Genomic DNA, 23500 nt, shown 5'->3' on the forward strand with positions numbered 1-23500 from the left:
GCCTGGCCCTTGGGCCGGGGGTAACTCAGTGCTGGCCCAGGATACGGGCGACGGTGGCCACGTTGTGGGCCAGGTGCAGCGGGTTGATGGTGCCGACGATAGCACTGCTGACGCCCGGGTGGGCGAACAACAGCTCAAAGCTGGCCTGCACCGGGTCAACGCCCGGGGCCAGGCAGACATGCCCACTGGCCAAGGCTTTCTTTACCAGGATGGCCTTGCCATGTTCGGCAGCGTAGTCCAGCACCGGGCGTTCTGCCTGCTCGTTGAGGTTGTAGGTGACCATGGCGCAGTCGCCCTGTTCCAAGGCCTTCAGGCCGCCGGCCACGGTCTTGCCAGACAGGCCGAAGCCGAGGATCTTGCCTTCCTGCTTCAGCGCCGCCAGGGTCTGGTAGACCTCCTGCTGTTCAAGAATCGCCAGGTCGTTGCCGTCGGAATGCACCAGCACCAGTTCGATGCGGTCGGTTTCCAGGCGGCGCAGGCTGCGTTCCACCGAGCGGCGGGTGTGGGCGGCAGTGAAGTCGAAGTGCGACTGGCCGTTGTCGAACTCCTCACCGACCTTGCTGACGATTACCCACTCATCACGTTGGCCCCGTAGCAACGGGCCCAGGCGTTCTTCGCTGCGGCCATAGGCCGGAGCGGTGTCGATGAGGTTGATCCCCAGCTCGCGGGCCTGGGCCAGCAGCAGGCGGGCTTCGTCGTCGCCGGGGATGGTAAAACCGGTGGGGTACTTCACGCCTTGGTCGCGCCCCAACTTGACCGTACCCAGGCCCAGCGGTGAAACCCTGAAACCGGTGCTGCCCAACGGGCGGTGGAAGTCATGCAGGGTAGGCAGGCTCATGGCAGCAATTGCTCCCAGGCCGGTACGCCAAGCGGCGGGCGTGGCAGGCCAGCCAGGTCGGCCTGGGCCTGTGGGCGGATACCGTCGCGCTCCAGGTGGCTGATGACCCGGTCGCTGAAGTCTGGCGCCAGCGCCAGCTTCGTCGGCCAGCCGACCAGCAAGCGTTCCTGGTCGGCAAGGAAGGCGTTGTCCGGGCGCACCAGGCCTGATTGTGCTGGCTCTGCGCGGTCCACCCGCAGGGTGGCCCAGCGCACCTGGCTTTGGTCTACCCATGGCAGCAGGCTGGCGATTTCCTTTTGTGCTGCGGCAATCTGCGCGGCCGGGTCGCGGGCGACGCCATCGGCTTCGGCCAGGTCGCCACCCAGATACCAGACCCATTGGCCATCGGCAGCCGGGTGGGTAGTGACGGTCACCCGCGGCTTGGGCCCGCCGCCCAGGCAGTGGGCATACAGCGGTTTCAGGTTGGCGCCCTTGGCCATGACCATGTGCAGCGGCCGTGTTTGCATGGCTGGCTGGTTCAGGCCCAGGGCGTGCAGCAGGTCTTCGGTGCCAGCGCCAGCGCTAAGCACGACGCGCTGGGCACGAATGTCGCGGCCATCGACGCGCAGGCCGACCAGTTCGTCATTTTCGCGCAGCGGCTCGATGCGTTCCCCGGCCAGCAGGCTGTCGCCCGCCAGTTCGGCCAGGTTGGCCAGCAAGGTGGGTACGTCGATGACCAGCTCGGCCAGGCGGTAGACCTTGCCCTTGAAGGCACGGTCTTGCAGGGCAGGCGGCAGCTGCTCGCCTTTCACCTGGTCGACCCGGCCGCGCACGGCTTTGCTGGCGAAAAAGCTGGTCAGGTTGCCGGCCAGGGTGCCTGGCGACCACAGGTAGTGGGCATCGGATAGCAGGCGGGTGCCGGCAAGATCCAGCTCGCCGCTGCCGCTCAAGGCTTCGCGCCAGCGGCGAGGCATGTCGGCAATGGCTTCCGAGGCGCCGGTCAGCGCGCCGTGCAGGGCGTACTTGGTGCCGCCATGGATAATGCCCTGGGACTTGATAGTCTGCTCACCACCAAGGCTGGCGCGCTCCACCAGCACTGTCGAGTACCCCATGCGGCGCAGGCGTGCATTGAGCCAGAGGCCTGCGACCCCGGCGCCGACGATCAGTACGTCAGTGGAAATGGCAGATGGCATGGCGGTACCTCGAAGACTGGGACAGCTGGCAAGTATACAGGGTCGGGCTTGGGTGGGCTTTGCGATCCTTGGGGCTGCTGCGCAGCCCATCGCGACACAAGGCCGCTCCTACAGGTACCGTGCATGTTCCGAGGCGTACGCGGTTCCCTGTAGGAGCGGCCTTGCGTCGCGATGGGCCGCAAAGCGGCCCCAAAATCCTGAGGCGAATATCAGTGCCCGGCTGTCTTCGAAAACAGCTGAATCACCACCACCCCACCCACGATCATGGCCATGCCCAGCATCGCCGGCAAATCCAGCTTCTGCCCGTAGATCACCAGCGCTGCCACACTGATCAGCACAACCCCCAGTCCCGACCAGATTGCATAGGCGATCCCCACTGGAATGCTGCGTACCACCAGGGTCAGCATCCAGAACGCAATCCCATAGCCAACGACCATCAACAGCAACGGCAAAGGCGTGCTCAGGCCCTTCACCGCTTTCATCGAGGCGGTGGCGATCACTTCGGCGCAGATGGCGATGGCGAGGTAGGTGTAGGCATTCATGGCGGGATCCTCCGGTAACTGGTCGGGCATTCTAGACGTTACGTAGATGGGGTAAAGTCATTACCTATCAATAGGGAAGATAGGTAGATGGCCGAGCAGTGGAACCTTGAGCAACTGCGTACGTTCCTGCGTGTCGCTGAACTGCGCTCGTTCTCCGCCGTGGCCCGCGAGCAGCGCAAGGCGCAGTCGGCTATCAGCAGCGCAATTGCCCTGCTTGAAACGGACTTGGGTGTCACCTTGTTCGAGCGCAGCAGTGGCCGGCAACCAAAGCTGACCGAAAACGGTAGCGCGTTGCTGGAAGACGCCCGTGAGCTGCTGCGCCAGTGCGAACGCCTGGATGGCCGCGCCCTGGCACTGATGCGCGGGCAAGAGGCGTTGCTGCGGGTGGCTCAGGACGAAGCCATGCCTTACCAGCCGGTGATCGACAGCCTGGACGAACTGGCCAGTCGCTTTCCATTTCTGGAAGTGCAACTGGCCAGTGGCGCTCAAGGGGATGTGGCGCGCAAGCTGGTGGAGCGGCGAGCCGACCTGGGCCTGTTCTTCCACCACGAAAGCATGCCGGCATCGCTGGAACGGCGCGCCCTGGGCAGTGTGGAAATGGTTACGGTGTGCGCAGTCGGCCACCCGCTGGCAGGCGAAAGGCAGGTCACCCTTCAGCAACTGGCACGCCACCGGCAACTGCTCATCACCCCGCAGCAAAGCGGCTACCCAGGCGGCGAGGCGGTTAGCCCGCAGGTGTGGCGTGCCGACAGCTTCTACGCCATGGCCGAACTGCTGATGCGCGGCCTGGGCTGGGCCTGGCTGCCGCGGCACGTGGTGCAGTACCCGACTTACCAGGCGCATATGGTCGAACTGGACAGCGAGTGGCGGCCACCGGCGTTGGTGGCGGAGCTGGCCTGGCGCCGCGACGAGCCCTTGGGGCCCGCTGCGCAGTGGCTGGCCGAGCGCTTTGCAGTGCATCTGCGTGCGATCGGGTAAACTCCGCCGCCATGAACAGAACTCTCTATACCTTGCTGTTTCACCTGGGCCTGCCGCTGGTTGCGCTGCGCCTGTACCTGCGCGCACGCAAGGCGCCAGCCTATGGCCAGCGTATCGGCGAGCGCTTTGCGTTCAAGCTGCCAGTCATGCGCCAAGGTGGCATCTGGGTGCATGCAGTGTCTGTGGGCGAAAGCATTGCCGCCGCGCCCATGGTGCGCGCCTTGCTCAAGGCCTACCCCGAGTTGCCAATCACGCTTACCTGCATGACACCAACCGGTTCCGAGCGCATTCGCGCCATGTTCGCCGACGAACCGCGCGTGCAGCATTGCTACCTGCCCTACGACCTGGCGTGGGCAGCCGGGCGTTTTCTCGACCATGTGCAGCCGAAGCTGGGCATCATCATGGAAACCGAGCTGTGGCCCAATCACATCCACCAGTGTGCCAAACGCGGTATTCCCGTGGCGCTGGCCAATGCGCGTTTGTCCGAGCGCTCGGCCCGTGGTTATGGGCGCTTTGCCAAGCTGACCCGGCCGATGCTGGCAGAGATGAGCCTGATTGCCGTGCAAACGCAAACCGAAGCGCAGCGCTTCCGTGATTTGGGCGCGCGTCCTGAGTGCGTGCAGGTCACCGGTTCGATCAAGTTCGACCTGAAGATCGATGAGCAACTGCTACCCCGTGCCAAGGCATTGCGTGCGCAGTGGGGGGCGCAGCAGCGCCCGGTGTGGATTGCGGCCAGCACCCATGAAGGTGAGGACGCGTTGGTCCTGCAGGCGCACCGGCAGTTGTTGCAGGTGCATGGTGATGCCTTGCTGATCCTGGTACCGCGCCACCCCGAGCGCTTCAACGCGGTGCATGCGCTTTGCAGCGAGCAGTTCACGACCGTGCGCCGCTCTGCCGGCGCCCCGGTCGATGCGCAGACGCAGGTACTGCTTGGCGATACCATGGGCGAGTTGCTGTTCCTTTACGCCTTGGCCGACATCGCCTTTGTCGGCGGCAGCCTGGTGGCAACCGGTGGTCACAACCCGCTGGAGCCGGCAGCGCTGGCCCTGCCGGTGGTCATGGGGCCGCATGTGTTCAACTTCCTCGAAATCAGCGCGATGCTGCGCGAGGCAGGGGCGTTGCAGCAGGTGGACGATGCCGACGGGCTGGCCGGGGCGGTACGGCGGCTGGTGGAGTTGCCGCAGGATGCGCAGCGCATGGGCGAGGCGGGCAGGGCGGTGATGCGGGCCAATCAAGGTGCGTTGCAACGCTTGCTCGATGGCCTGGCTGCGCTAATCCGCTGATATTTGCGTTGGCTTCTTCGCGGGCTCGCCCGCTCCCACAGGATTGATGCAGGGTTCGAGGGCTGCGCAATCCCTGTGGGAGCGGGCGAGCCCGCGAAGAAGCCAGTACCTATCTCAAGGCCTACGCTCGAAGTTCTTGGCGGCAGCGGCAGCCAGGTCCGGCGGCAGGAAGTCCTTGTCCGGGTTGTAGTCGGCTTTCAGGTACCGCCCCAGGTCCTGCAGATCCTGTGGGCTCAACGTACCGGCCGCCTGCTTCAGGCTCAGGTTGTCGAGGATGTAGTCATAGCGGCTGTTGTTGTAATCCCTCACCGAGGTATACAGCTGGCGCTGGGCATCAAGCACATCAACGATGTTGCGGGTGCCGACCTGGTAGCCGATTTCAGTGGCCTCCAGCGCACTCTGGTTGGAGATGATCGACTGCTTGCGCGCCTGCACCTGTTCCACATCAGTGTTCACCGCACGGTGCAGGTTACGGGTGTTCTCCACCACCTGGCGGCGCAAACTTTCACGCTGCTGTTCGCTCTGGCTCAGGCGCTGATAAGCCTCGCGTACCTGCGAGCTGGTCAGGCCACCGCTGTAGATCGGGATGTTCAGTTGCAGGCCAACGCTAGTCTGTTCGACATCGCCGCTGTAGCGCACGCCCAGTTGCGAGGGGTTGGTGAAGCCGAGGCTGTCGTTGTCACCCTTCTGATACTTCGCCACCGCATCCAGCGTCGGCGCGTGGCCAGCCTTGCGCTGGCGCAGGGTTTCTTCGGCGGCGGAAACCGCATAGTTGGTGGCCAGCAGGTTGAGGTTCTGGCGCCCGGCGGTTTCGACCCAGGCCTTGGCGTCGTTTGGCGTTGGCACCTGCACGGGCAGGGTATGCACCACGCCTTGAATCGAGGTGTATTCACGGTTGGTCAGGGTGACCAGCGCTTCAAAGGCATCCTGCACCTGGCGCTCGGCAATGATCCGGTTGGCCCGGGCCGTGTCGTAGCTGGCCTGGGATTGCAGCACGTCGGTCTTGTCCGACAGGCCCACATCGAAACGCTCGTTGGACTGGTCCAGCTGGCGCTTGAACGCGGCTTCCTCGGCCTTGGTGGCGGCCAGGTTGTCCTGGGCGCGCAGCACGGCGAAGTAGTTTTGCGCAGTCTGCAGGATCAGGTTCTGTTCAGTGGCCGACAGCTCCAGCGCGGCCTGCTCGTTGACTGCCTCGGCTGCCTGCAACTGGAACCAGCGGTCAGCGCGGAAGATTGGCTGGGCCAGGGTTGCGCTCCACGAGTTGCCGCTGCGGTTGGAGGTGATGGACGGCTCGTCCAGCTTGGTGCGGGTGTTCATCATTTCGGCGCCAGCCGACAGGTTTGGCAACAGTCCGGCGCGGGCCTGGGGCACCACTTCGCGGCGGGCGCCATAATCGGCGCGGGCAGCGGCCAGGTCGGCGTTGTTGTCCACCGCCTCCTGATAGACGCTGACCAGATCGGTCTTCACTGTTGGGGGCATGTCCGCTGCCCAGACCACTCCGTTGGACGCACAAGACACGGCTATCGCCAGTGAGAGTTTGCGCAGCATAGAGGCAATCCTTGTACGAAAGTAATTACTGAACTGTTGAGTATCGAGCGACGGGCCAGTGTAGTGCCATGCGCCCCCGGCAACAATCGCCTGGTGTGCCTTTCATCAATCGCGCATTTACCCGCTTGGCTTTGCCGACCACTCCAGCTTAGACTGCGCATGTTCTTGTCGGGGTGCCTTGAAGCAAAGGCTGAGATCGCAGAGGTGCGGATCCCGTTGAACCTGATCAGGTTAGCGCCTGCGTAGGGAACAAGATTGCTCGCCTTCCCGGGGAGCCTCTTGTGCCAGGTCCGGGAATGTCGCAGCTGCATGCAGCTTCAGGCACCCCCGTATCCGGCACTGCACCCGTCAAGGGGTGCGTCCGCGTCTTTCAGGTTCTCCCCCGACATTCCACTGCTAGGAAGCCGTCTGGAGAGCCTGTGATGACCAAACAAGAAAAAGCGATCAACCTCAGCGAATCGGCACAAGTCGATCAGCAGTCCGTGCAACCGTTCCGCCGTTCGCGCAAGATCTATGTCGAAGGCTCGCGTCCGGACATCCGCGTACCCATGCGCGAAATCAGCCTGGACGATACCCCTACCGATTTTGGTGGCGAAACCAACGCCCCGGTACTGGTCTACGACACCTCCGGCCCGTACACCGACCCCAACGTGATCATCGACGTACGCAAAGGCCTGGGCGATGTGCGCTCGGCCTGGATCGAGGCACGGGGTGACACCGAGCGCCTCGACGGCCTGAGCTCCGACTTCGGCCAGCAGCGCCTGAACGACGCCGAGCTGGCCAAGCTGCGCTTCGCCCACGTGCGCAACCCGCGTCGGGCCAAGGCGGGCGCCAACGTCTCGCAGATGCACTATGCTCGCCAGGGCATCATCACCGCAGAGATGGAGTACGTGGCCATCCGCGAAAACATGAAGCTGCAAGAGGCCCGCGCCGCCGGTCTGCTCAAGGAGCAGCACGCAGGCCACAGCTTCGGTGCCAACATCCCGAAAGAAATCACCCCCGAATTCGTCCGCGAGGAAGTTGCCCGCGGCCGCGCGATCATTCCGGCCAACATCAACCACCCGGAAGTGGAGCCGATGATCATCGGCCGCAATTTCCTGGTGAAGATCAACGGCAACATCGGCAACAGCGCCCTGGGCTCCTCGATCGAGGAAGAAGTGGCCAAGCTGACCTGGGGCATCCGCTGGGGCTCGGACACGGTCATGGACCTGTCCACTGGCAAGCACATTCACGAAACCCGTGAGTGGATCATCCGCAACTCGCCGGTGCCGATCGGTACCGTGCCGATCTACCAGGCGCTGGAAAAGGTCAACGGCGTGGCCGAAGACCTGACCTGGGAGCTGTTCCGCGACACCCTGATCGAGCAGGCCGAGCAAGGCGTGGACTACTTCACCATCCACGCCGGTGTACTGCTGCGCTATGTGCCGCTGACCGCCAAGCGCGTTACCGGCATCGTCAGCCGTGGTGGCTCGATCATGGCCAAGTGGTGCCTGGCGCACCACAAGGAAAACTTCCTGTACACCCACTTCGACGAAATCTGCGAAATCATGAAGGCCTACGACGTCAGCTTCTCGCTGGGCGACGGCCTGCGCCCTGGCTCGATTGCCGACGCCAACGACGCCGCGCAGTTCGGTGAGCTGGAAACCCTCGGCGAGCTGACCAAGATTGCCTGGAAGCACGATGTGCAGTGCATGATCGAAGGCCCGGGCCACGTGCCGATGCAGCTGATCAAGGAGAACATGGACAAGCAGCTGGAGTGCTGCGACGAGGCGCCGTTCTACACCCTCGGCCCGCTGACCACCGACATTGCCCCAGGCTACGACCACATCACTTCGGGCATTGGCGCGGCGATGATCGGCTGGTTCGGTTGCGCCATGCTCTGCTACGTCACGCCCAAGGAGCACCTGGGCCTGCCGAACAAGGACGACGTGAAAACCGGCATCATCACCTACAAGATCGCCGCACATGCCGCCGACCTTGCCAAGGGCCACCCGGGCGCACAGATCCGTGACAACGCCTTGTCCAAGGCGCGCTTCGAGTTCCGCTGGGAAGACCAGTTCAACCTCGGCCTGGACCCGGACACTGCGCGTGCCTTCCACGATGAGACCCTGCCGAAGGAATCGGCCAAGGTCGCGCACTTCTGCTCGATGTGCGGGCCGAAGTTCTGCTCGATGAAGATCACCCAGGAAGTGCGTGAATACGCCGCCAGGATCGAGACGGTGGACGTGTCGGTCGAAGAGGGCATGCGCGAGCAGGCCGAGCGGTTCCGCCAGGAAGGCAGCCAGCTGTATCACAAGGTGTAACTGACTTTACATCTGCATCGAACCGGCTGGCCTCTTCGCGGGTAAGCCCGCTCCCACAGGAAACCCACTGCCTTCAGCATTGTGCGGTCCTTGTGGGAGCGGGTTTACCCGCGAAGAGGCCGGCCGGTTCAGCACATACCTCAACCCTTTCGGCGATTACAACAATGACCACCCCCAGCCAGTTCTCTCCCGACCACCCGGTCCCCAACCACCAGCGCATCTTTGGCGCCCGCGATCTCTTCTCGCTGTGGTTTTCCCTCGGCATCGGCCTGATGGTGCTGCAGGTCGGCGCCATGCTCGCGCCAGGCCTTGGTCTGGCCGGCGCGGTGCTGGCCATCGCCCTGGGCACCGGCGTGGGTGTGCTGTTGCTGGGGGCGGCCGGGGTTATCGGCAGCGACACCGGCCTGTCTGCCATGGGCACCCTGAAACTCAGCCTGGGCAGCCACGGCGCGCGTTTGCCGGCGCTGCTCAACCTGCTGCAACTGGTGGGCTGGGGTGCGTTCGAGATCATCGTCATGCGCGATGCTGCCAGCTTGCTGGGTGCACGCACCTTTGGCGAAGACAGTGCCTGGAACAGCCCGATGCTCTGGACCGTATGTTTCGGCGCCCTGGCCACCCTGCTGGCCGTCAGCGGGCCACTGGCCTTCGTGCGCAAGGTGCTGCGTGCCTGGGGTATCTGGTTGCTGCTGGGCGCGTGCATCTGGCTGACCTGGAACCTGTTCGCCAAGGCCGACCTGGCTGCGCTGTGGAGCCGCGCCGGGGACGGCTCGATGTCGCTGGCGGTCGGCTTTGATATTGCCATTGCCATGCCGCTGTCCTGGCTGCCGCTGATCGCCGACTACTCGCGCTTCGCCCGCAATGGCAAGCATGTGTTCGGCGGCACGGTGGTGGGCTACTTCATCGGCAACACCTGGCTGATGAGCCTGGGCGTGGCCTATACACTGGCCTTCGCTGCCAGTGGTGAAGTCAATGCCCTGCTGCTGGCCCTGGCTGGCGCCGGCATGGGTATCCCGCTGCTGCTTATTCTGCTGGACGAGTCTGAAAAGGCCTTTGCCGACATCCACTCGGCTGCTGTATCCACCGGCGTGCTGTTACCGCTGAAGGTCGAGCACCTGGCGTTGGCCGTCGGCGTGCTGTGCACCCTCATCGCCCTGCTGGCGCCCCTGGCCCAGTACGAGAACTTCCTGTTGCTGATCGGCTCGGTGTTCGCGCCACTGTTTGGCGTGGTGTTGATGGACCACTACGTGATCCGTCGCCGTCGCCTGCCGGCTCAGGTAAGTGGTTTGCACTGGCAGGCACTGGTGGCTTGGGTGGTCGGCGTGGCGGCTTACCATATCATCGCCACGCAAGCGCCGGACTTCGGGGCAACCCTGCCGGCACTGGTGCTGGCAGGGTTGCTGCACGGGCTGCTGAGCTTCAGCCGCGGCCGGGAAACAGTTCAGGCTTGAGTACGCCATTCAGGCGTGGGTATGGGATCTTCAGCTCCACGTGGCCCATGGAATAGGGCGCGATAGCGTAGACCTCATACTTGACCACCACCGCGCCGTACGTCAGGGCGATGTGCGGCGACTGCTTGAACGGCCAGGTTTTGACGAACTCGGCGTCCTTGTCCATGCCCACGCTCATCAGCCAGGCACGGTGAGACTCCTCGACGGTTTTCCAGAAGGTGTCTTCCTGGCCGGGCACCAGCATGTCCTGCAGGGTGAGCACCTTGTCCAGCTTGCGCGAATAGTTGATGAAACCGCGCCCCGGCATGCCGTGGGCGCCACCGCTGTCCAGGTAGCTGGACAACTCGACGATCACCAGCCCGTCATGCTGCTCGCGTACCTTGGCTTGCAAATAGCTGCTGTTACGCTTGTCGGCACTGGCCAGGTATTGCTGCTCGTACGCCTGCAAGGTGCCTGGCGCGGTGCCATGCTGATTATCTTCGGTCAGTTGCAGCAGGCGTTTTTCGACGATGGCGTCGAGTTTTGGCAGGGCCGGGAAGTGGACCATGTCGATGTTCACCAGCGGGCAGTCGCTTTCGCTGCAGCCGGGTTTGACATGCTCCCAGGCGTCGCGCTTGACCTCGAGCGGGGCCCGGTAGTTGGGCGTGAACAGGCTCTGGCAAGCGCCCAGGGCGAGTGCCAGCACGGCCACGGAAGTCAGTTTGACAAGTGTCATGATGATCCTTGCAGAACAGGGAAAAGTCGGCCTTTGACCGTCTGCGCGGCCTTCAGTTCGCCACTAAGCTAACAGAGTGAAGGCGAGCTGTCCTGAGTGTGCGAACGGTTGCCGGAAAGGGGTGAAACGCGAAAGCGTGCAGAGTAGGATGGCGCGATGCAGTAGTTGAGGTAACGAGGATTTCCATGTCAGACACGTTGAATTCGGTGCCCAAGGCGGTCGAGATCGTCAAGCGGGCCAACTGCTTCCAGGGCTTCTACAAGCTCGACAAGGTGCACCTGCGCCACGAGCTGTTTGCCGGGGGCATGGGCCGCGAGATCAGCCGTGAACTGTTCGTGCGCCACGATGCAGTGTGTGTGCTGCCTTACGACCCGTTGCGCGATGAAGTGGTGCTGATCGAGCAGTTTCGCGTGGGCGCGCTGGACAAGGTCGGCAACCCCTGGCTGATCGAGATGGTTGCCGGGCTGATCGACAAGGATGAGCAACCCGAGGAAGTCGCCCACCGCGAAGCCGAGGAAGAAGCCGGCCTGACGTTCAGCGCCCTGTGGCCGATGACCCGCTACTTCCCGTCCCCCGGCGGCAGTGACGAATACGTTCACCTGTTCCTTGGCCGTTGCACCAGCGAGGGCGCCGGGGGGCTGCATGGCCTGGAAGAAGAAGGCGAAGACATTCGCGTGCGCGTGTGGTCGTTCGAGGACGCCTTGCAGGCCGTGCGCGACGGGCGCATCTGCAACGCGGCGACCATCATCGGCCTGCAATGGCTGGCGCTGAACCGTGACGAAGTACGAGGTATGTGGAAGTGAACCTGCTGCGCGAGCGTTATCGAGTCGACCTGGTCGGGCTGCAGGCTGCCTGCGAGGCCAACTACGCCCGGCTGATGCGCCTGTTGCCCGACATGCGCACCACCCAGAGCTCGCGCCGTATCGGCATGACCCAAGGCGACCAGATGCTCGGCGTGCTGGTGCTGGACGTGGTGCTGGCCTGCCCCTACACCACCACCCTGCATGTGCGCCAGGAGCACAGCCTGCCGTGGCTGCCGGTGCCGCACCTGGAAGTGCAGGTGTACCACGATGCACGCATGGCCGAAGTGGTCAGCGCCGAACACACCCGGCGCCTGCGCAGTATCTACCCGTATCCGAATGCGGCCATGCACCAGCCGGACGAAAAGGCCCAGCTCAACCTGTTCCTTGGTGAATGGCTGAGCCACTGCCTGGCTTGCGGCCACGAACTGGCAAGCGTTCGCTGACATGCATGCAGACCACACGCGCCCTGTACATGTGGTGCAACTGACCGACGCCCATCTTTTCGCCGACCCGGCCGGCAGCATGCTGGGCCTCAAGACCCGTGACAGCCTGCGCCATGTGGTTGCCCAGGTGCGGCGTGAGCAACCGCTTGTCGACTTGCTGTTGTGTACGGGCGATTTGTCCCAGGATGCCAGCGTTGCCTCTTATGAAGCTTTTCGTGAGCTGACTGCGCCGTTTGGCGTACCCAGCCGTTGGCTGCCGGGCAACCATGATGAGGCCCGGGTCATGGCCGAAGTGGCGCCGGAGCTGGTACAGGCGGTAACCGATATCGGCGCCTGGCGTATTGTGATGCTCAACACGGCGGTGCATGGCGCCACACATGGCTTGCTGGAAGATGACCAGCTGGCAGTGCTGGAGGCCGCGCTGAAAGGGGCGGGCGAGCGCCATTGCCTGGTGTGTTTCCACCATCAACCGGTAGACATCGGCTGCGCCTGGATCGCCCCGATCGGCTTGCGCAATGCCCAGGCGCTGTTTGACATCATTGAAGGTTACCCACAGGTGCGGGCATTGCTGTGGGGGCACGTTCATCAGGAGTGGGATGAAATGCGCGATGGTCGGCGCCTGCTGGCTACGCCTTCGACCTGCATTCAGTTCGCGGCCCGCAGCGAAGATTTCAAGGTGAGCGAAGAGCAGCCTGGGTACCGTTGGCTGCGCCTGCATGCCGACGGGCGGCTGGAGACCGGGGTGGAGCGGGCGCGGGACTTTGAAGTGAAGCTCGACTTCGACAGCCCAGGTTATTGAGCGGGTTGCGCTGTCAACTGTAGGAGCGGCCTTGTGTCGCGAAAGGGCCGCAAAGCGGCCCCGGCAATATCTGCGGCGAAGCTGGAATTCTGGGGGGCGCTTCGCACCCCTTTCGCGACACAAGGCCGCTCCTACAGGGTCCCTGATGCAGCGGGCTATGGTGAACAAATTGTTGCGAAAACCTTGACCCTGCGTCAAAACCCGGCGAACGCGCTACACTGCGCATCCCTGCGCCCGCATCATCAGGCGCGAAGCCACAGACTCCGGGGGCAGCATGTCGGGTTCCATCCTCTATATCCATGGCTTCAACAGCTCGCCACTTTCAACCAAGGCGCGCCAACTCGAAGCCGTGATGCAGCAACTGGGCCTGTCGGCCCAGCTACGCGTGCCCGCCTTGCACCACCACCCACGCCAGGCCATCGCCCAGCTCGAGGCAGCCATCGCCGAACTCGGCGCGCCGTTACTGGTGGGCAGTTCGCTCGGCGGCTACTATGCCACCTGGCTGGCCGAGCAGCATGGCCTCAAGGCCCTGCTGGTCAACCCGGCGGTAACCCCGCACAAGCATTTCGACGGCTACCTGGGTACCCAGCGCAACCACTACACCGATGAAACCTGGGAGCTGACCCTCGATCACGTGCAGGCCCTGGCCGAGCTGGAAGTACCGGCCCCGGTAGATGCCAGCCGCTATCAAGTGTGGCTGCAGACCGCCGATGAAACCCTGGACTATCGCCACGCCGAGCACTATTACCGTGCCTGTGCCCTGCGCATCCAGGCCGGTGGTGACCACAGCTTCCAGGGCTTTGCCGAGCACTTGCCAGCGCTGCTGGCCTTCGCCGGTATTGCCCGCGGGCAGTACGCGGCGCTCGACTTTTCTGTATTTTGACTTTTTTTGCATTCACCAGACTGACGAAGAGACCCTATGGCCAATCCCAGCGCTAGCGCCTATAACGCAGACGCCATCGAAGTCCTCTCGGGCCTTGACCCGGTCCGCAAGCGGCCGGGCATGTACACCGATACCAGCCGCCCCAACCACCTGGCCCAGGAAGTCATCGACAACAGTGTCGACGAAGCCCTGGCCGGTCACGCCCGCTCTGTGCAGGTCATCCTCCACGCCGACCACTCGCTGGAAGTCAGCGACGATGGTCGCGGCATGCCGGTGGACATCCACCCGGAAGAGGGCGTGTCCGGGGTCGAGCTGATCCTCACCAAGCTGCACGCTGGGGGCAAGTTCTCCAACAAGAACTACCAGTTCTCTGGCGGCCTGCACGGTGTTGGCATTTCGGTGGTCAACGCCCTGTCGACCCAGGTGCGAGTGCGTGTCAAGCGTGACGGCAACGAATACCAGATGACGTTCGCCGACGGCTTCAAGGCCAGCGAGCTGGAAGTGGTCGGCTCGGTCGGCAAGCGCAACACCGGCACCAGCGTTTACTTCAGCCCCGACCCGAAGTACTTCGACTCGCCCAAGTTCTCCATCAGCCGCCTCAAGCACGTGCTCAAGGCCAAGGCCGTGCTGTGCCCGGGCTTGCTGGTCAGCTTCGAGGACAAGGCCAGTGGCGAAAAGGTCGAATGGCACTACGAGGATGGCCTGCGCTCCTACCTGGTCGACTCGGTCAGCGAGTTCCAGCGCCTGCCTGACGAGCCGTTCTGCGGCAGCCTGGCTGGCAACAAGGAAGCCGCAGACTGGGCCCTGCTGTGGTTGCCGGAAGGGGGCGACAGCATCCAGGAAAGCTACGTCAACCTGATCCCTACGGCCCAGGGCGGCACCCATGTAAACGGCCTGCGTCAGGGCCTGCTGGATGCCATGCGCGAGTTCTGCGAGTTCCGCAATTTGCTGCCGCGTGGCGTGAAGCTGGCGCCAGAGGACATCTGGGAGCGCATTTCCTTCGTGCTCTCGATGAAAATGCAGGAGCCGCAGTTCTCGGGGCAGACCAAGGAGCGCCTATCGTCGCGCGAAGCGGCCGCGTTCGTTTCCGGCGTGGTCAAGGACGCCTTCAGTCTGTGGCTCAATGCCCACCCCGAGTTGGGCATGCAATTGGCCGAGCTGGCCATCAGCAACGCCGGGCGCCGCCTGAAGGCGAGCAAGAAGGTCGAGCGCAAGCGCATCACCCAAGGCCCGGCATTGCCCGGCAAGCTGGCCGATTGCGCCGGTCAGGACCCGATGCGTGCCGAGCTGTTCCTGGTCGAGGGTGACTCGGCAGGTGGCTCGGCCAAGCAGGCGCGGGACAAAGAGTTCCAGGCGATCCTGCCGCTGCGCGGCAAGATCCTCAACACCTGGGAAGTGGACGGTGGCGAAGTGCTTGCCAGCCAGGAAGTGCACAACATCGCCGTGGCCATTGGCGTCGACCCGGGCGCTACTGACCTTGCGCAGCTGCGCTATGGCAAAATCTGCATCCTTGCTGACGCCGACTCCGACGGCCTGCACATCGCCACGCTGCTGTGCGCGCTGTTCGTCCAGCACTTCCGGGCGCTGGTCGAGGCCGGGCATGTGTACGTGGCCATGCCGCCGCTGTACCGCATCGACCTGGGCAAGGAAATCTACTACGCCCTCGACGAGGCAGAGCGTGACGGCATCCTCGACCGCCTGGTGGCCGAGAAGAAACGCGGCAAGCCGCAGGTCACACGCTTCAAGGGCCTGGGCGAGATGAACCCGCCACAGCTGCGTGAAACCACCATGGACCCGAACACCCGACGCCTGGTGCAACTGACCCTGGACGACGTCGAGGCTACGTGCGAGCTGATGGACAAGCTGCTGGCCAAGAAGCGCGCCGGCGATCGCAAGAGCTGGCTGGAAACCAAAGGCAACCTGGCCGAGGTCATGGTTTGATTCGGCAGCTTCTTGCCGCTTGCCTTGCACTGGTTGCCCTGCCGAGCCTGGCGGGCAACTGGCCAGAGCTGAAACTGACTGCCGAGCACCCGATCGACGGTATGCGCAGTGGCAACCTCTCTGGCTTGGCGCAATGCCGGGGCGGGCTGTGGGGCGTATCTGACCGCGACGACGACCGCATCTACCGCTTCGACCAGCAAAACCAGAGCTGGCGCGCGCAGCCGCTGACATTCACCCCGCCACCGCCGCCGGAAAGCGGCCTGCCGTGGGGCCTGAAGTCACGTAATTGGGCGGCATCGTACATTCGCGGTGGCGAGCTGGACTTTGAAGGCATCACCTGTGATCAGGCGGGTAACCTGTACCTGGTCAGCGAGGCCCATGCCGCGGTGTTGCAGTTACCGGTGCAAGGCGAGCCGGACTGGTTGCGGATCGACCCGGCCATGGTGCGCCAGGCCCGCGCCAGCGGCATGCTGCTGAACTTCAATGCCCTGTTTGAAGGCCTGGCGATAAACCCGGCGGGGGACCGCCTGTGGCTGGCGGCCGAACGTGAGCGCCGTGGCCTGGTGGCCATCGAGCGGCAGCAATCGGTGTGGACTTGCGGGCGCAGCTGCGTGCTGCTGAGCGAGGCCGGGGTTGAGATGCAGCCGGCGCAAATGCCCAATGCCCGTGCACTGTCGCGCGATTTTGCCGACCTGGCCTTGTTCGAGGGCAAGTTGTTCACCCTCGAACGCAACGCCTACCGGGTTTGCCGGCGTGATACCGACACCGGCAAGGTCGAGCGTTGCTGGTCGTTCGCCGCCGAGGCGCTGGAGCCCATGCGGCGCTATGACCAGCCGTTCGGGCTGGCCGAAGCGCTGGTGATCGACAGCAAGGGCGCCTGGATTGGGCTGGACAACAACAACGGCGACCGCGTCGATGGCGAAAATCGGCCAATTGTGTGGCGCTTCGACGCACCTGAAGGTGGCTGGAGCGCCAAGCCATGAGCCAGACACCGGGCAAGCGTGCGGGCAGGGTACTGATGATCCTCGCGTGGGCGGCGGCGATGTTCCTTGCCACGCGCTTTTTCGGCCAGTGGGAAGACAACCAGCGTTACCCCAACACCCAGGTGCAGTCCGAGCATGGCGAAGGCTTTATCGAAGTGCGCCTGCTCAGCAACGGCCAGGGTCACTTCGTGGTGGATGGTGCGATCAATGGCCGGGTGGTGCATTTCATGCTCGACACCGGCGCCACCGACGTGGCGATCCCCGAAGCGTTGGCCCGCGAGCTGGGCCTTGAGCGTGGCAGTTCGGTGTTGCTCAGCACCGCCAACGGCCGCACCGAAGGCTATCGCACGCGCCTGGCCAACCTGCAACTGGGCGACATCCGCCTGCAGGATGTACGCGCCACCGTGGTGCCGGGCCTGGAAGGGCAAACCGTATTACTGGGCATGAGTGCCCTGAAACAACTTGAATTTACCCAGCGCGGCGGCACCATGCTGTTGCGCCAGAACCTGAAATGACGAGGCCCGCATGAGCGACTCACTGGAACTCAGCCTGGATGGCGTAGAACGCCGCTCGCTGGCTGACTTCACCGAACAGGCCTACCTCAACTACTCCATGTACGTGATCATGGACCGCGCCCTGCCGCACATTGGCGATGGCCTGAAGCCGGTGCAACGACGCATCGTCTATGCCATGAGCGAGTTGGGGCTCGATGCCGATGCCAAGCACAAGAAGTCGGCGCGTACCGTCGGTGACGTGCTCGGCAAGTTCCACCCCCACGGCGACTCGGCCTGCTACGAGGCCATGGTGTTGATGGCGCAGCCATTCAGCTATCGCTATACCCTGGTCGATGGCCAGGGCAACTGGGGTGCGCCTGACGATCCGAAGTCGTTTGCCGCCATGCGTTACACCGAAGCGCGTTTGTCGCGCTATGCAGAAGTGCTGCTGAGCGAAGTCGGCCAGGGCACCGTGGACTGGGTGCCGAACTTCGACGGCACCTTGCAGGAGCCGGCCGTGCTGCCGGCGCGCCTGCCCAATATCCTGCTCAACGGTACCACGGGTATTGCTGTTGGCATGGCGACCGACGTGCCGCCGCACAACCTGCGTGAAGTGGCCAGCGCCTGTGTGCGCCTGCTCGATGAGCCCAAGGCCACCATTGAGCAGCTGTGTGAGCACATCCAGGGGCCGGACTACCCGACCGAGGCGGAAATCGTCACGCCGCGGGCGGAAATCCTCAAGATGTACGAAAGCGGCCGTGGCTCGATCCGCATGCGCGCTGTCTACCGCGTCGAAGATGGCGACATCGTGGTCACCGCGCTGCCGCACCAGGTCTCCGGGGCCAAGGTGCTGGAGCAGATCGCTGCGCAGATGCAGGCCAAGAAGTTGCCGATGGTCGCCGACCTGCGGGACGAGTCGGACCATGAGAACCCGTGCCGTATCGTCATCATTCCGCGCTCCAACCGCGTGGATGCCGACGAGCTGATGCAGCACTTGTTCGCCACCACCGACCTTGAAAGCAGCTACCGGGTCAATGTCAATATCATCGGCCTTGATGGCCGGCCGCAGTTGAAGAACCTGCGTGCGATCTTGGTGGAGTGGCTCGAGTTCCGTACCCAAACCGTTCGCCGCCGCCTGCAGCACCGCCTGGACAAGGTCGAAAAGCGTCTGCACCTGCTGGATGGTTTGCTCACCGCCTTCCTCAACCTGGACGAAGTGATCCACATCATTCGTACCGAGGAGCACCCCAAGCAGGCGCTGATCGCCCGTTTTGACCTGACCGAAATTCAGGCCGAGTACATTCTCGAGACCCGCCTGCGGCAGCTGGCGCGTCTGGAAGAGATGAAAATCCGTGGTGAGCAGGACGAACTGCTAAAAGAGCAAGCCAAGTTGCAGGCCCTGTTGGGCAGCGAGGCCAAACTGCGCAAGCTGGTGCGCAGCGAGCTGATCAAGGACGCCGAAACCTATGGCGACGACCGCCGCTCGCCAATCGTCGAGCGCGCCGAAGCCAAGGCACTGTCGGAAAACGAGCTGATGCCGACCGAGCCCGTTACCGTGGTGCTGTCGGAGAAGGGCTGGGTGCGCTGCGCCAAAGGCCATGACATTGACGCCACCGGCCTGTCGTACAAGGCTGGCGATGGTTTCAAGGCCGCCGCCGCCGGGCGCTCCAACCAGTTTGCCGTGCTGATCGACTCCACCGGCCGCAGCTACTCGCTGGCTGCTCACAGCTTGCCATCGGCACGTGGCCAGGGGGAACCACTGACCGGCCGCCTGACGCCGCCACCGGGGGCCACCTTCGAATGCGTGCTGCTGCCGGACGATGACGCGCTTTATGTGGTGGCGTCCGATGCCGGCTACGGCTTTGTGGTCAAGGGCGAAGACCTGCAGGCGAAGAACAAGGCCGGTAAGGGCTTGCTCAGCCTGCCCAACGGGGCCAAGGTCATGACCCCGCGCCCGGTGGCCGACCGCGAGCAGGACTGGCTGGCGGCCGTGACCACCGAAGGCCGTCTGCTGGTGTTCAAGGTCAGCGACTTGCCGCAACTGGGCAAAGGCAAGGGCAACAAGATTATTGGTGTGCCGGGTGACCGGGTGGCCAGCCGTGAAGAATTTGTCACCGATCTGGCGGTGATTGCCGAAGGTGCAACCCTTGTATTGCAAGCGGGCAAGCGTACCCTGTCTCTGAAAGGAGACGATCTGGAACACTACAAGGGCGAGCGGGGACGGCGCGGCAGCAAGCTGCCACGCGGGTTCCAGCGCGTCGACGGGTTGCTGGTGGAAGTGCCGGCGTAACCGGTAGAAATGTCTGGAACGGCAATTTCAGCGCCGTTCCGGGCAGAAATGCTGGAGTCGGACGGTTATTTCGCGGATGATATGGCCCTCGTGGTGCCGGCGTAGTCGTGTGCCCGTTTGAATCTATATGTATCACTGCGGTGTGCCTGTAGGCGACCGCCTGGATGGGATGATGAAATTTCTGCGCCTTCCATTTGCGCTGTTGATGACTGGCCTGCTGGGCCTGGGCGGGTGCACCATGCACCAGCCGGTTGCCCTGTATCAGCTCGACAGTGGTGATCCTGGCCAGCCTTCGCAGAGTGCAGGCATGGCCGTGGTACTCGGCCCGGTATCGGTGGCCGATTACCTGCAGCGGGAGACGTTCCTGCAGCGTCAGGCCGATGGCAGCCTGAGCGCGGCGACCGACGGTCGCTGGGCGGGTAGCCTCTCGTCCGATATCGACCAGTTGCTGGTACGTCAGCTCGCCTGGCGCCTGGACAGCCAGCGTGTGGTGCTGGCCCCTGCAACGGCCGGCTTCAGCCCGGATGTGCAAGTATTGCTGTCCATCACCCGCCTGGATTCAGGCAAGAACCAGCCGGCAATCCTGGATGCCCAGTGGCGCCTGCTGGATCGTCGCGGGCACGTGCGTGACAACCGCATCGTTCACCTTGAGCAGCCGCACGAGGGCAGCGAGTCGTCGCAGGTGCAGGCCCAGGGCCAACTGCTGCAGAAGCTGGCTGAGCAATTGAGCACTGCGGTCAAGCCGCTGGCCAATCAGCCTGCAATTGTTGAAGAAGCACCGAAAAAGCCCGCTGCGCCGGTGCAGGTGAAGAAGGAGCCGGAGAAATCCAAGATTCCGATGGCGTCGCCGATTCGTACCGATATGGAAGTCTATCGGTTCTGATCGACCAGCCAGATACAAAAAAGCCCGCGATCATGCGGGCTTTTTTGTGGCTGCATAAAACCAGTCTAAGCATGGCGCGTTTCCTGTAGGAGCGGCCTTGTGTCGCGATGGGCTGCGCAGCAGCCCCAAGGTTCAGCAGTGCGGCACATATTTTGGGGCTGCTTCGCAGCCCATCGCGACGCAAGGCCGCTCCTACAGGGGCCAGTGCAGGCCTGTCAGGCCCGGCGTTCGTGCATGCGCGCCAGTTGCCGCTCCAGCATCGACGGGTAGGGCTCCATCAAGCGCTCCACGCAGCAGGCGCCTTCAGGGCTGGCAATCGGGCGAATGCGCGCACGCTGGCGAATCAGCGTGTCATCGCTGATCTGCCGCTCCACCAGCAACAGGTTGCGGCTGTGTTGCGACAGCGCCAGGGCGTCCTGGGCCTTCTCGGCCATCAGCAGGTCCACCATCTCCAGCCCTTGCAGGTCGTTGCCCAGGGCCAGGCCCAGTTGCAGTTGCAGGGTGATGCCGCTGTCGGCCACTTCAATCTGCAGGGCGTGGCCCAGGGCACGCAGCAGCTCGCCGCAGCAGATGGCGTTGGTCAGGTAGTCTTCGCCACATTCGCGGCTGTGGAACAGCACCAGGGTGCTGCCGTCATTCAGCGTGTGGGTTTCACCGTCGTAGAGCGAGGCCGCGTGCTCCAGGCAATCGCGGTAGCGTTCGGTCAGTTCGGTGAGGCGTGTGCGTGGCAGGCGGCGCAGTTGCTCCTGTGAACCCAGCTGCACGGCCAGTACGGCGCTGTACTGAGGCTCGTCGGACTCCACCGCTGCGGCCTGGGGTGCGTTGTCATCGTCCAGCAGGCCAGCAAAGGCCTCGTCATCGTCGTCATCTTGCGCAACAACCTTGGCGCGCAGAGCTGGTTTCGGGGCTGCCTTCGGCGCAGCCTCGTGCACCTCCTCGTACTGCTCGTCGTCCTCTTCCTCCAGCTCGGGCTCTGGCGGTGGCGGCGGCGCCAGGCGTGCATGCAGCTGGCGGGCAATGTCGCCAATCTCGTCCTGGCGGTCGGTGGCCGGGGTGTAGGGTTGCGGGTCGCGCAGCCACACCCGCAGTTGCAGCAGCGGCAGGGTGATGAAGCGGCCTTGGCGCAGGCTGAGCGTGAGGGCGAGCACCAGCAAAATGGCAGCAAGGATGCCCATGCTCTGCAGGCTGATCAGCATCGGCTGCTGGAACTGGCTCATGTCCAGGCTGATGCGCAGTTGCCCGGCGGTCACGTCCTGGAAGGTGATCTTGGTCTGGTACAGGCCTTCGGCCTCACCCAGCAGGCTGTTGCGCGGGCGCTGGCCGGCCTCGGCGAGGATGCGGTTGTCCACGCTGTAGATCGCCGCATGGGCCACCAGCGGGTTCTTCACCAGGTTGCCGAGCAGCACGTTGAGGCTGAGGATGTCATTGGCCACCAGCAGCTCGGTCGCCGACGTCGCGGTCTGGGTGGTCAGGCTCTGCCCCAGGGCGTCGGCCTGCTCGTGCATGGCCTGCTTGAACTGCAGGCCCATCACACAGGCATAGATCACCAGTGCCAGCGCCACCAGGAAGATGTTGGTGCAGGCGATGCGCAGTGCCAGCGGCACGCGACGTTGACTCAGGGCACGATAGATCATCAGGAAGAAGTTGTCTGCTTTGACGGGCGTGGGCCGGTTCACTGAGCTCGGCTCTTAATGGCATGAAGTGTGGGGCAGTATAGCGACACGGGTTTTGTCGGCAAAGTATCGTTGGCGCCCGATGGTCATGGAAAATCGGTAGAATGCGCATTTTTCATCGAAGTCGGAGCCAGGTTGTGCGCGAAATCGTCCTGATCAACATCACCGGTGAGGACCGTCCCGGTCTCACTGCGGCTATCACCGGCGTCCTGCTGCAGGGCGGTGTGAGCATCCTCGACATCGGCCTGGCGGTCATGCACGGCACCTTGTCGTTTGGCATTCTGGTCGACATCCCGGACAACGAAGTGGCTACCGCGCTGCTGCAAAGCGTGCAGGCCAAGGCGCACGAACTGAACCTGCAGGCCCGCTACACGCCGATTTCCGAGGCAGATTACCAGCAGTGGGCCGACGGCCACGGCGAAGCGCGCCACATCGTGACCCTGCTCAGCCGCAAGATCACCCCCGAGCAGCTGCAGCGGGTAAGTGCGGTGATCAGCCAGTACGGCCTCACCATCGAGCGCATCGAGCGCCTGTCGGCGCGTGTGGCGCTGGATGCTGAAACCGACAAGGGCAAGGCGGCCATCGAGATCTCCGTGCGCGGCGTGCCAAGCGATGCCCAGGCCCTGCGTGCCGATTTCTTCGCGCTGGCGGAAGAACTGAGCATCGACATTGCCTTCCAGAAGGACGACCTGTTCCGTCGCAACCGCCGCCTGGCGGTATTCGACATGGACTCGACGCTGATCGAAGCCGAAGTCATCGATGAACTGGCCAAGGCGGCAGGCGTGGGTGAGCAGGTGGCGGCCATCACCGAGCGCGCCATGCGCGGCGAGCTGGACTTCCGCGCCAGCTTCAAGGAGCGCATGGCGCTGCTCAAGGGCCTGGATGTAGGTGTACTGGACGAAATCGGCGCTTCGCTGCGGCTGACCGAGGGCGCCGAAAACCTGTTCGCCGAACTCAAGCGCCTGGGCTACAAAACCGCGATCCTGTCCGGTGGCTTTACCTACTTTGCCCGCCAGGTGCAGGCGCGCCTGGGCATTGACTACGTATTTGCCAACGAGCTGGAAGTGGTCGACGGCAAGGTCACCGGTGTGGCGGTGGAGCCGATCGTTGATGCACAGCGCAAAGCCGAGCTGCTGCAGAAACTGGCCATCGAAGAGGGTTTGCAGCTGGAGCAGACCATTGCCGTGGGTGACGGTGCCAACGACCTGCCAATGCTGTCGCTGGCCGGTTTGGGCGTAGCGTTCCGCGCCAAGCCGCTGGTGCGCCAGTCGGCCAAGCAGGCCATTTCCACCCTTGGGCTGGATGGTGTGCTGTACCTGCTGGGCCTGCGCGACCGCGACGCGCGCGGCTGACCCGGGAATCTGGGGCTGTAAAGCAGCCCCAATAAAAAGGTTCTTCACGGATTGCCGGGAAAGTCATTCTTGATCTTCATGAAAAAGAACTCGCTGTCCCGGTAGCCGTAAGCCATCCGCTTGATCACC

Annotated in this window: 20 protein-coding genes and 1 riboswitch; of the genes, 14 read left to right on the top strand and 6 right to left on the bottom strand. The window is 63.7% G+C overall.

The window, feature by feature from the left end; translation table 11 throughout:
- Nucleotides 1–25: 25 nt before the first annotated feature.
- The 3 genes from ACQKPZ_RS19195 to ACQKPZ_RS19205 form a co-directional block, all read right to left on the bottom strand.
- Nucleotides 26–838, bottom strand: a complete 813-nt coding sequence (locus tag ACQKPZ_RS19195) for an aldo/keto reductase (RefSeq protein WP_391129569.1) — start codon at nucleotides 836–838, stop codon at nucleotides 26–28.
- Nucleotides 835–2010 carry an NAD(P)/FAD-dependent oxidoreductase gene (locus tag ACQKPZ_RS19200; protein ID WP_427541118.1) on the bottom strand — a complete coding sequence of 392 codons (1176 nt, stop codon included), beginning with the start codon at nucleotides 2008–2010 and terminating at the stop codon, nucleotides 835–837. The genes ACQKPZ_RS19195 and ACQKPZ_RS19200 overlap by 4 nt, the downstream gene beginning before the upstream one ends.
- Nucleotides 2011–2219: 209 nt before the next feature.
- On the bottom strand, nucleotides 2220–2552 hold the full coding sequence (locus ACQKPZ_RS19205; RefSeq protein ID WP_427541121.1) for a DMT family transporter: 333 nt from the start codon (nucleotides 2550–2552) through the stop codon (nucleotides 2220–2222).
- An 87-nt stretch (nucleotides 2553–2639) separates the two neighbouring features.
- Here ACQKPZ_RS19205 and ACQKPZ_RS19210 point away from each other — a divergent pair, with 87 nt between their 5' ends.
- Nucleotides 2640–3530, top strand: a complete 891-nt coding sequence (locus tag ACQKPZ_RS19210) for a LysR family transcriptional regulator (protein WP_427541124.1) — start codon at nucleotides 2640–2642, stop codon at nucleotides 3528–3530.
- 11 nt (nucleotides 3531–3541) lie between these two features.
- Nucleotides 3542–4813: a lipid IV(A) 3-deoxy-D-manno-octulosonic acid transferase gene (gene waaA / locus ACQKPZ_RS19215; protein ID WP_427541127.1), complete on the top strand. Its 1272-nt coding sequence runs from the start codon at nucleotides 3542–3544 to the stop codon at nucleotides 4811–4813.
- Between the two features lie 114 nt (nucleotides 4814–4927).
- Here the strand turns inward: waaA and ACQKPZ_RS19220 are convergent, their stop codons facing one another.
- Nucleotides 4928–6361 carry a TolC family outer membrane protein gene (locus ACQKPZ_RS19220; RefSeq protein WP_391129555.1) on the bottom strand — a complete coding sequence of 478 codons (1434 nt, stop codon included), beginning with the start codon at nucleotides 6359–6361 and terminating at the stop codon, nucleotides 4928–4930.
- Nucleotides 6362–6520: 159 nt separating this feature from the next.
- Nucleotides 6521–6627, top strand: a riboswitch (TPP riboswitch).
- A gap of 156 nt (nucleotides 6628–6783) precedes the next feature.
- Here ACQKPZ_RS19220 and thiC point away from each other — a divergent pair.
- The gene (gene thiC, locus ACQKPZ_RS19225) at nucleotides 6784–8664 is read left to right on the top strand and encodes a phosphomethylpyrimidine synthase ThiC (RefSeq protein ID WP_403197365.1); all 1881 of its coding nucleotides are present in this window, start codon (nucleotides 6784–6786) and stop codon (nucleotides 8662–8664) included.
- A 164-nt stretch (nucleotides 8665–8828) separates the two neighbouring features.
- Nucleotides 8829–10112 carry a putative hydroxymethylpyrimidine transporter CytX gene (gene cytX, locus ACQKPZ_RS19230; RefSeq protein WP_427541130.1) on the top strand — a complete coding sequence of 428 codons (1284 nt, stop codon included), beginning with the start codon at nucleotides 8829–8831 and terminating at the stop codon, nucleotides 10110–10112.
- On the opposite strand, the gene ACQKPZ_RS19235 is transcribed toward cytX, so the two are convergent.
- Nucleotides 10081–10827, bottom strand: a complete 747-nt coding sequence (locus ACQKPZ_RS19235; RefSeq protein ID WP_427541132.1) for an RsiV family protein — start codon at nucleotides 10825–10827, stop codon at nucleotides 10081–10083. The genes cytX and ACQKPZ_RS19235 overlap by 32 nt on opposite strands.
- Before the next feature lie 185 nt (nucleotides 10828–11012).
- Here ACQKPZ_RS19235 and ACQKPZ_RS19240 point away from each other — a divergent pair, with 185 nt between their 5' ends.
- The 9 genes from ACQKPZ_RS19240 (at nucleotide 11013) to ACQKPZ_RS19280 (ending at nucleotide 20346) form a co-directional block, all read left to right on the top strand.
- A complete protein-coding gene (locus ACQKPZ_RS19240) occupies nucleotides 11013–11630 on the top strand; it encodes an NUDIX domain-containing protein (RefSeq protein WP_391129544.1) in 618 nt (205 codons plus the stop codon).
- Nucleotides 11621–12073, top strand: coding sequence for a DUF1249 domain-containing protein (locus ACQKPZ_RS19245; RefSeq protein WP_041166609.1), 453 nt, complete (start codon nucleotides 11621–11623; stop codon nucleotides 12071–12073). The genes ACQKPZ_RS19240 and ACQKPZ_RS19245 overlap by 10 nt, the downstream gene beginning before the upstream one ends.
- A 1-nt stretch (nucleotide 12074) precedes the next feature.
- Nucleotides 12075–12872, top strand: coding sequence for a 3',5'-cyclic-AMP phosphodiesterase (gene cpdA, locus ACQKPZ_RS19250; RefSeq protein WP_427541135.1), 798 nt, complete (start codon nucleotides 12075–12077; stop codon nucleotides 12870–12872).
- A 274-nt stretch (nucleotides 12873–13146) separates the two neighbouring features.
- On the top strand, nucleotides 13147–13755 hold the full coding sequence (locus tag ACQKPZ_RS19255; RefSeq protein WP_427541138.1) for a YqiA/YcfP family alpha/beta fold hydrolase: 609 nt from the start codon (nucleotides 13147–13149) through the stop codon (nucleotides 13753–13755).
- Between the two features lie 36 nt (nucleotides 13756–13791).
- A complete protein-coding gene (gene parE, locus ACQKPZ_RS19260; protein WP_391129535.1) occupies nucleotides 13792–15696 on the top strand; it encodes a DNA topoisomerase IV subunit B in 1905 nt (634 codons plus the stop codon).
- A complete protein-coding gene (locus ACQKPZ_RS19265; protein WP_427541140.1) occupies nucleotides 15693–16679 on the top strand; it encodes an esterase-like activity of phytase family protein in 987 nt (328 codons plus the stop codon). The genes parE and ACQKPZ_RS19265 overlap by 4 nt, the downstream gene beginning before the upstream one ends.
- Complete coding sequence (locus ACQKPZ_RS19270) at nucleotides 16676–17194, top strand: retropepsin-like aspartic protease family protein (protein ID WP_427541143.1); 519 nt, start codon at nucleotides 16676–16678, stop codon at nucleotides 17192–17194. Before ACQKPZ_RS19265 ends, ACQKPZ_RS19270 begins: the two co-directional genes overlap by 4 nt.
- Before the next feature lie 10 nt (nucleotides 17195–17204).
- Nucleotides 17205–19463 carry a DNA topoisomerase IV subunit A gene (gene parC, locus ACQKPZ_RS19275; protein WP_391129526.1) on the top strand — a complete coding sequence of 753 codons (2259 nt, stop codon included), beginning with the start codon at nucleotides 17205–17207 and terminating at the stop codon, nucleotides 19461–19463.
- A 172-nt stretch (nucleotides 19464–19635) separates the two neighbouring features.
- Entirely contained in the window at nucleotides 19636–20346 is a 711-nt protein-coding gene (locus tag ACQKPZ_RS19280) for a PqiC family protein (protein WP_391129523.1), read from the top strand.
- 215 nt (nucleotides 20347–20561) lie between these two features.
- Here ACQKPZ_RS19280 and ACQKPZ_RS19285 read toward each other — a convergent pair whose 3' ends face one another.
- Nucleotides 20562–22022 carry a histidine kinase gene (locus ACQKPZ_RS19285; protein ID WP_427541146.1) on the bottom strand — a complete coding sequence of 487 codons (1461 nt, stop codon included), beginning with the start codon at nucleotides 22020–22022 and terminating at the stop codon, nucleotides 20562–20564.
- 134 nt (nucleotides 22023–22156) lie between these two features.
- Here ACQKPZ_RS19285 and serB point away from each other — a divergent pair, with 134 nt between their 5' ends.
- Nucleotides 22157–23371 carry a phosphoserine phosphatase SerB gene (gene serB / locus ACQKPZ_RS19290; protein ID WP_427541149.1) on the top strand — a complete coding sequence of 405 codons (1215 nt, stop codon included), beginning with the start codon at nucleotides 22157–22159 and terminating at the stop codon, nucleotides 23369–23371.
- Nucleotides 23372–23500 lie beyond the last annotated feature (129 nt).

Origin of the sequence: Pseudomonas sp. NPDC089547 (assembly GCF_050280665.1) — a bacterium.
Classification (GTDB): Bacteria; Pseudomonadota; Gammaproteobacteria; order Pseudomonadales; family Pseudomonadaceae; genus Aquipseudomonas.

Excerpts from the sequence above, each read along its gene's own strand:
- cpdA (WP_427541135.1), top strand. The coding sequence starts at position 12,075 with ATGCATGCAGACCACACGCGCCCTGTACATGTGGTGCAACTGACCGAC.
- thiC (WP_403197365.1), top strand. The coding sequence starts at position 6,784 with ATGACCAAACAAGAAAAAGCGATCAACCTCAGCGAATCGGCACAAGTC.
- waaA (WP_427541127.1), top strand. The coding sequence starts at position 3,542 with ATGAACAGAACTCTCTATACCTTGCTGTTTCACCTGGGCCTGCCGCTG.
- ACQKPZ_RS19240 (WP_391129544.1), top strand. The coding sequence starts at position 11,013 with ATGTCAGACACGTTGAATTCGGTGCCCAAGGCGGTCGAGATCGTCAAG.
- ACQKPZ_RS19280 (WP_391129523.1), top strand. The coding sequence starts at position 19,636 with ATGAAATTTCTGCGCCTTCCATTTGCGCTGTTGATGACTGGCCTGCTG.
- ACQKPZ_RS19205 (WP_427541121.1), bottom strand. The coding sequence starts at position 2,552 with ATGAATGCCTACACCTACCTCGCCATCGCCATCTGCGCCGAAGTGATC.
- ACQKPZ_RS19270 (WP_427541143.1), top strand. The coding sequence starts at position 16,676 with ATGAGCCAGACACCGGGCAAGCGTGCGGGCAGGGTACTGATGATCCTC.
- ACQKPZ_RS19220 (WP_391129555.1), bottom strand. The coding sequence starts at position 6,361 with ATGCTGCGCAAACTCTCACTGGCGATAGCCGTGTCTTGTGCGTCCAAC.
- ACQKPZ_RS19200 (WP_427541118.1), bottom strand. The coding sequence starts at position 2,010 with ATGCCATCTGCCATTTCCACTGACGTACTGATCGTCGGCGCCGGGGTC.
- ACQKPZ_RS19195 (WP_391129569.1), bottom strand. The coding sequence starts at position 838 with ATGAGCCTGCCTACCCTGCATGACTTCCACCGCCCGTTGGGCAGCACC.
- ACQKPZ_RS19235 (WP_427541132.1), bottom strand. The coding sequence starts at position 10,827 with ATGACACTTGTCAAACTGACTTCCGTGGCCGTGCTGGCACTCGCCCTG.
- cytX (WP_427541130.1), top strand. The coding sequence starts at position 8,829 with ATGACCACCCCCAGCCAGTTCTCTCCCGACCACCCGGTCCCCAACCAC.
- parE (WP_391129535.1), top strand. The coding sequence starts at position 13,792 with ATGGCCAATCCCAGCGCTAGCGCCTATAACGCAGACGCCATCGAAGTC.
- ACQKPZ_RS19210 (WP_427541124.1), top strand. The coding sequence starts at position 2,640 with ATGGCCGAGCAGTGGAACCTTGAGCAACTGCGTACGTTCCTGCGTGTC.
- parC (WP_391129526.1), top strand. The coding sequence starts at position 17,205 with ATGAGCGACTCACTGGAACTCAGCCTGGATGGCGTAGAACGCCGCTCG.
- ACQKPZ_RS19255 (WP_427541138.1), top strand. The coding sequence starts at position 13,147 with ATGTCGGGTTCCATCCTCTATATCCATGGCTTCAACAGCTCGCCACTT.